We start from the raw sequence: 8,089 nt of genomic DNA on the forward strand, positions 1-8,089 counted from the left end.
GCGTGGACCTTTGGAGCTGCGTGCGGATAGGGGGGTCATAGGGGTGGTTCCGCCCGGTGCCCCGGATTCGATAGGGGGAGCCCTTCCGGCGGCCCGAGGACTCGGATTTTTCCTACTTGTTGTTCGGGCATGCTCGACGTCAGCATCGCGCCTGTCGCCCGTAATGAGGGAGCGTCGTCGGAATGTTTCGCACCGAACTGATCCGGCCCCTGTCCGACCTGCTCCGCGATCACGCCGAGCGCATCCCCGGCAAGGTCGCCTTCCAGGACCACCGGCGGACCGTGACGTACGCGGAGTTGGAGCGGCGCACCCGGCGCCTCGGCGGACATCTGGCCGACCTGGGCCTGCAACCCGGCGACCGCGCGCTGATCCACCTCGGCAACGGCGTCGAGATCGTCGAGAGCTACCTCGCCGTCACCCGTGCCGGCGGCGTCGCCGTGCCGTTCAACCCGCACTGCGCCGACGCCGAACTCGCCTACGCCGCCGACGACAGCGGCGCCCGCGTGGTCATCACCGACCCTGCCCACCTGGAGCAGGTACGCACCCTGCTGCCCGGCCGCCCCTACCTCAGGGTCGTCGTCACGGGCGACGCCCCCGAACCCCGCCCAGGCAGCGGCGCGTTGGTGTCGTACGACGACCTCGTCGGCCGCGACCCGGCGCAGCCCGCCCGCGACGACCAGGGCCTGGACGAGGCCGCGTTCATGCTCTACACCTCCGGCACCACCGGCAAGCCCAAGGGCGTGCTGTCGACCCAGCGCTCCTGCCTGTGGTCGGTCGCCGCCTGCTACGCACCCGTCGTCGGCCTCTCGGAGGACGACACGGTGCTGTGGCCGCTGCCGCTGCACCACTCTCTGGCCCACGTGCTGTGCGTGATCGGCGTGACCGCGACCGGCGCCACCGCACGCCTCCTCGACGGCTTCTCCGCCGACGAGGTGCTGCACGCCCTCGACGAGGACACGTACACCTTCATGGCCGGCGTCCCGACCATGTACCACCACCTCCTGGAGGCGGCCCGCTCACGCCCCGCGCCCCCCGGCGCGACCACCCTCACCCGCTGCCTCACCGCCGGCTCCAACTGCCCCACCCCGCTGCGCGCCGAGTTCGAGACGGTCTTCGGCATCCCCCTCCTCGACGGCTACGGCAGCACCGAGACCTGCGGCCTCATCACCGTCAACTGGCCGCACGGCACCCGCATCCCCGGCTCCTGCGGACTGCCCGTGCCCGGGGTGACGGTGCGTCTGGTCGACCCCGACACGGCCGAGGACGTCGCGCAGGGCGCCGAGGGCGAGGTCTGGGTGCGCGGCCCCAACCTCATGCTCGGCTACCACAACCAGCCCGAGGCCACCGCACAGGCGATGCCGGGCGGCTGGTACCGCACCGGCGACCTCGCGCGCCGCGACGCGTTCGGCTACCTCACCATCACCGGCCGGGTGAAGGAACTCATCATCCGCGGCAGCGAGAACATCCACCCCGGCGAGGTGGAGCAGGTCCTGCTGAAGGTGCCCGGCGTCTTCGACGCCGCCGTCGTCGGCACCCCGCACGACGTGCTCGGCGAGGTGCCCATCGCCTTCGTCGTCCCCGCCAAGGACGGCTTCGACCCGGAACAGCTCTACGACGCCTGCCGCGCCCAACTGTCCGGCTTCAAGGTGCCCGAGGCCGTCTACGAGATCGACCACATCCCGCGCACCAGCTCCGGCAAGATCACCCGGCACGTCCTGCGCGAGCGCCCCGCACGGCTGCGCGCGGCGAGCGGCGGCCAGCACGAGGCACTGCTGCGCATGGACTGGGCGCCACTGCCCTCGCTACGCACCGCCGGACTCCAGGCCGCCGCACGCTGGGCCGTCGTGGGACCGGACCGCTTCGGCCTCACCGCCGCCCTCACCGCCACCGGACTCCAGGTCACCCCGCACACCGATGCCGCCGCCCTGCACACCGCCCTGGCGGACGGCGAGCCCGCGCCGGACGTGGCCGTGCTGTGCCTCCCCGACGACCTGGACCCCGGCGGCCGACTCGCCCGTGCCGCGCACACGGCCACCGACGAGGTGCGCGACATCCTCCAGACCTGGGCCGGCGACGACCGCCTCGCCCCCTGCCGCCTGGTCGTGCTCACCCGCAACGCGGTCGCCGTCGGCGAGGAAGGCGTGCGCGACCTCCTGCACGCCCCGGTGTGGGGGCTGCTCCGCTCACTGCAGGTGGCCCACCCGCACCGGTTCACCCTCGTCGACATCGACGCCGACGACACCGCGCCCGGCGTGCTGCCGTCCGCCGTCGCCACCGACGAGCCGCAGCTCGCGGTGCGTTCCGCAAGCGTGCTGGCACCGCGTCTGAAGCGGGTGTCCGCCACCATCAACTCCGGCATCGCGCAAGGAGTCGACCTCCAGCGCACCGTCGTCGTCACCGGCGCGGCCGGCCCACTGGGCGCCGCCCTGGCCCGGCACCTCGTCGCCGCCTACGGCGCCCGGCACCTGCTGCTGATCGGCCCCCGCGGCCGGGGCGACGACACCACCGCCCGGCTGGAGGGCGAACTCACCGCACTCGGCGCCCGGGTGGCCGTCGCCGCCTGCGCGTGACCGACCGCAAGGCCCTCGCCGAAGCTCTGGGCCGACTGAAGCGGCCCGTGGGCGCGGTCGTCCACTGCGACGGCGAGTACGCGGACGCCCCCGGCTCCACCGAGCCAGGCGCACACGACGCGTTCCGCACGGCTGTCTCCGGCGCGGTCAACCTGCACCAGCTCACCAAGGACGGCGACGTACGCGCCTTCGTGATGCTGTCCACCGTCGCCGGCGCCCTCGGCCTGCCCGGCTCGCAGGAGCACGCGGCGGCCAACGCCTTCCTCGACGCGCTGGCCTGCTACCGCCGCGACCGCGGCCTGCCCGCCCTGTTCCTCGCCGCCGGTTCCCCCGACGCGCCCACCACCACGGGCCACGTGCGTGACCTGCCCCACCAGGAGTTCACGGCGATGTTCGACATCGCCACCGGGGCCGGGATGACCCAGGCCGTGATCATGCGCATCGACAGCGCCGCTCTGCGCGAGCGCACCGCACAGGCCGAAGTGCCCCCGCTGCTGCGCGGACTGATCGACGTCTCCGCACCCCTGACGGGACCGGACGATCACCGGCTGACCGAACTGCGGCAGCAGCTCACGGCCAGGACACCGGAGGAGCGCGACACCTTCCTGCTCGACCTCGTACGCACCGAGGTCGCCGCCGTGCTCGCCCTGACCGGCACCGAACGCGTCGCCCCGCGCAGGACGTTCCGAGAACTCGGCCTCACCTCCGCCCACGCCGTGGACCTCCGCAACCGGCTCACCACCGCCACCGGCCTGCACCTGGCCGTACCGGTCGCCTTCGACCACCCGACGCCCACCGCGCTCGCCCGCCACCTCAGGGCCGAACTCCTCGGCGAACGCCCCGCCACGGCGCCCACCGACGCCGCACCCGTACCGCTGGACGAACCGATCGCGATCGTCGGCATGGCCTGCCGCTTCCCCGGCGGCATCACCTCCCCCGAGGACCTGTGGCGGATCGTCGACACCGGCACGGACGTCGTGTCCGCGTTCCCCACCGACCGCGACTGGGACCTGGACGCCCTCGCCGCCGGCGCCAGCCACACCCGCCACGGAGGATTCCTCTACGACGCCGCCGACTTCGACGCCGGTTTCTTCGGCATCTCACCGCGCGAGGCCCTGGCCATGGACCCCCAGCAGCGGCTGCTCCTCGAGGTGTCCTGGGAGGCCCTGGAACGCGCCGGCATCGACCCGGCGACGCTGCGCGGCACCGACGGCGGCGTGTTCACCGGCGTCATGTACCACGACTACGGCACCGGCCTGACCGCCGCGCCCGAGGGCACCGAGGGGTACTGGACCACCGGCACCGCCGGCAGCGTCGTCTCCGGCCGCATCGCCTACACCCTCGGCCTGCAGGGCCCCGCCGTGACCGTCGACACCGCCTGCTCCTCCTCCCTGGTGGCCCTGCACTGGGCGGCACGCTCACTGCGCCAGGGCGAGTGCTCCCTCGCGCTGGCCGGCGGCGTCACCGTCATGTCGACGCCGACCACGTTCGTCGAGTTCTCCCGGCAGGGCGGCCTCTCCGCCGACGGGCGCTGCAAGGCGTTCAGCGACAGCGCCGACGGCACCGGCTGGTCCGAGGGCGCCGGCCTCGTCGTACTGGAACGCCTGTCCGACGCGCGCCGCAACGGACACCGCGTGCTGGCCGTGCTGCGCGGCAGCGCCGTCAACCAGGACGGCGCCTCCAACGGCCTGACCGCACCCAACGGGCCCTCCCAGCAACGGGTCATCGGCCAGGCGCTCGCCGCCGCCGGACTCACCCCCTCCGGCATCGACGCCGTCGAGGCCCACGGCACCGGAACCACGCTCGGCGACCCCATCGAGGCTCAGGCGCTCATCGCCGCCTACGGCCAGGACCGGCCCGCCGACCGGCCGCTGTGGCTCGGCTCGGTCAAGTCCAACATCGGCCACACCCAGGCCGCGGCCGGCGTAGCCTCTGTCATCAAGACGGTGATGGCCCTGCGCCACGGCGTCCTGCCCAAGACCCTGCACGTCACCGCCCCCTCCACCCTCGTCGACTGGAGCACGGGCGGCGTCGAACTCCTCACCGCCCCCACCGCGTGGACAGACCCCGGCCGCCCCCGCCGGGCCGGCGTCTCCGGCTTCGGCGTCAGCGGCACCAACGCGCACATGATCCTCGAGGAGGCCCCCGCCGAGGCCGAGCCGGACGATCCGGCGGACGCGCCCTCGGTTGCGCCCTCCGTCGTGCCCTGGGTGGTGTCGGCCCGGACCGCCCCAGCCCTCGACACCCAGCTCGACCGCCTGGCCGCGCTGGAGGCGGCCCCGCTGGACGTGGCGCTGTCGCTGGCGACGACCCGGACCGCGCTGGAGCACCGGGCGGTGCTCGCCGACGGCACCGAGATCGCGCGCGGCACGGCCCAGGACCGGCAGCTTGCGCTCCTTTTCTCCGGGCAGGGCTCGCAACGGCTGGGCATGGGCCGGGAGTTGTACGAACGGTTCCCGGTGTTCGCGGCCGCGTTCGACGCCGCCCTCGCCGAACTGGACCCCGGGCTGCGCGAGGTGATGTGGGGGCATGACGCCGACGCACTGAACGAGACCCGGCACACCCAGCCCGCCCTGTTCGCCGTCGAGGTCGCGCTGTACCGCCTCGTCGAGTCCCTCGGGGTGACCCCTTCCTTCGTCGCCGGGCACTCCATCGGCGAGATCGCCGCCGCCCACGTCGCAGGCGTGTTCACCCTGGCCGACGCCTGCCGCCTGGTGTCCGCGCGGGCCCGGCTGATGCAGGAACTCCCCGCCGGCGGCGCGATGGTCGCCGTCGAGGCCACCGAGGACGAGGTGCTGCCGCACCTGACGGACCTGGTGTCGATCGCCGCCGTCAACGGCCCCCGCTCGCTGGTCGTCGCGGGCGACGAGGCCGAAGCGCGCACGCTCGTCGAGCGGTTCCCCGGCCGCAAGACTAGGCGTCTCCTGGTCAGCCATGCGTTTCACTCGCCCTTGATGAACCCGATGCTGGAGGACTTCAGGGCCGCCGTCGCCGACGTACCGGCCGCCGAGCCACGCATTCCCGTGGTGTCGAACCTGACCGGCCGGCTTGCCGCGCCCGGCGAGCTGACCTCGCCGGACTACTGGGTCCGCCATGTCCGTGAGACGGTCCGCTTCCACGACGGCGTACGGACCCTGGGCGACCAGGGCGCGACGGCCTTCCTGGAACTGGGCCCGGACGGGGTGCTGTCCGCGCTGGTACGTGACGCGCTCGACGACCTCTCCGGTACGTCCCCGGCCGACGACGTGCCGGTGGCCGCGCTACTGCGCAAGGACCGCCCGGAGGAGGCCGCCGCGGTGACCGCGCTGGCCCGGCTGTACGCCGCCGGGACACACGTCGACTGGGCGCCTCTCTTCGAAGGCACCGGCGCACACCGCGTCGACCTGCCCACGTACCCCTTCCAACGGCAGCGCTACTGGCCCGAGCCCGCCGCCCGCCCCGCCGACCCGGTCGACGCGGAGTTCTGGGACCTCGTCGACGGCGGCGACCTTGCCACCGAGCTCGACCTCGCCCCCGACACCGCCGCCGCCGTGGCGCCCGCACTGGCGTCCTGGCGCTCCCGCCGGCAGGGCCGTTCCGCTCTGGACGGCCGGCGCTACCGCGAGTCCTGGACCCGGTTGTCCCTGCCGCCCGGTCAAGCGCCGGGCGCGTGGCTCGTCGTCGTACCGGCGGGGGAGCGGGACGACTGGACCTCGGCGGTCGTGGACGCCCTGGGCGGCACGGTCCTGGAGGTCGGCGCGCCGGACCGCACGGCGCTCGCGGAGCGGCTGCGCGGCTTCGCCGGCACGGGCGTCGTGTCGCTGCTGGGCACCGGCCGTCAGACGTCAGGCGACGACACCCCCTACGCCCTCTCCGCCACCCTCGCACTCGTCCAGGCGCTCGGTGACGCCGAGGTCCCCGCGCCCCTGTGGGCCGTGACCCGGGGCGCGGTGTCGACCGGCGACGGCGACCCCGTGACCGATCCCGCGCAGACGGCGCTCTGGGGACTCGGCCGGGTCGTCGCGCTGGAGCACCCGCGCCGCTGGGGCGGCCTCGTCGACCTGCCCGAAACCGTCGACGCGCGAGGACTGCGCGCCGCCCTGGGCAACCCGCTCGGTGAGGACCAGCTGGCCGTGCGCGGCGACGCCGTCCTCGGCCGCCGCCTGATACCCGCGCCCCGCGCGGGCCGCACCGGAGGGTGGACACCCTCGGGCTCGGTCCTGATCACCGGCGGCACCGGCGCACTCGGCGGCGCGGTCGCCGAGGCGCTGGCGGCCCGGGGCGCCGAGCACCTCGTCCTCGCCAGCCGCCGGGGCCCGCAGGCACCCGGCGCCGACGAGCTCGTGGCCCGCTTGACGGAGTACGGCGCCGAGGTGACCGTACGGGCCTGCGACGTCGCCGACCGCGAAGCCGTACGCGAACTGCTGGCCGGCATCCCCAGCCTCACCGCGGTCGTGCACGCGGCCGGCATCGACACCGGCGACGGACCCGTCGCCTCCCTCACCCCCGAGCGGCTGCACACCGTACTGGCCGCCAAGCTCACCGCGGCCCGCCACCTGCACGAACTCACGTCAGACCTCGACGCGTTCGTCCTGTTCTCCTCGGGCGCGGCAGCCTGGGGCAGCGGCGGACAGCCCGCCTACGCCGCCGCCAACGCCTACCTCGACGGCCTCGCCCAACTGCGCCGGGCCCAGGGACACGCCGCGACCTCCCTGCAGTGGGGCACCTGGGACGGCGCCGGCATGGCCGCCGACCCCGAGACGGCCGAACAGTTGCGCCGGCACGGCATGCTGCCGATGGAGCCGCGGCTCGCACTGACCGCGTTGAGCGAGGCGGTCGCGGACGGCGAGACCGTCCTGACCGTCGCCCACACGGACTGGCGGCGCTTCGCCCCCGGCTTCACCGCCGCCCGCCCCGCGCCCCTCCTGACGGAGATCCCGGAGTTCACCCGGGCCCTCACGGACATGGACGAGGACCAGGCCGGTGAGGCCCCCGCCCTCGCCGACCGGCTCTCCGCCCTGCCCGAGGACGAACGGACCGCCATCGTGCTCGACCTGGTGCGCACCCAGGCCGCCGCCGTCCTCGGACACCCCGGCGTCGACTCGATCAGCGTCGACAAGGCGTTCCGCGACCAGGGCTTCGACTCGCTGACCGCCGTCGAGATGCGCGACCGGATCAGGGCCGCCACCGGCCTGCCGGTCCCGTCCGGGCTGGTCTTCGACCACCCGACGCCGCGCGCCGTGGCCGAACACCTGCTGTCCCGGCTCGCCGCACCCACCGGCTCGGCACTGACCGAACTCACCCGGCTGGAGGCGGCGTTGCCCTCCGCGCCGGCCGCCGACCAGGACGCCGTCCGGGAACGCCTGGAGAAGCTCCTCGCGAGCCTGCGCACGCCGGCCGCGCCGCGTTGCTCCGAGGACGACATCAACAGCGCCTCCGTCGAGGACCTCCTGTCGATCATCGACGACGAGTTGCTCGACCAACCGTGACTTGCTGTGCCCGCATGACTTGTTGTGCCCGCGTGAAATGAGGACGGACCA

2 protein-coding genes are annotated in these 8,089 nt (G+C 74.2%); both read left to right on the plus strand.

Features of this window, described 5'->3' with window-relative positions; genetic code table 11:
• The first annotated feature begins 182 nt into the window (after positions 1 to 182).
• A complete protein-coding gene (locus AB5J49_RS44155) occupies positions 183 to 2,570 on the plus strand; it encodes an AMP-binding protein (protein ID WP_369174501.1) in 2,388 nt (795 codons plus the stop codon).
• Positions 2,567 to 8,038, plus strand: a complete 5,472-nt coding sequence (locus AB5J49_RS44160; protein ID WP_369174502.1) for a type I polyketide synthase — start codon at positions 2,567 to 2,569, stop codon at positions 8,036 to 8,038. The genes AB5J49_RS44155 and AB5J49_RS44160 overlap by 4 nt, the downstream gene beginning before the upstream one ends.
• Positions 8,039 to 8,089 lie beyond the last annotated feature (51 nt).

This window comes from Streptomyces sp. R28, from assembly GCF_041052385.1.
Taxonomy (GTDB): Bacteria; Actinomycetota; Actinomycetes; order Streptomycetales; family Streptomycetaceae; genus Streptomyces.

What these genes read in the sequence shown, in the direction of transcription:
- AB5J49_RS44155 (WP_369174501.1), top strand. Translation starts at nt 183, where the DNA reads ATGTTTCGCACCGAACTGATCCGGCCCCTGTCCGACCTGCTCCGCGAT.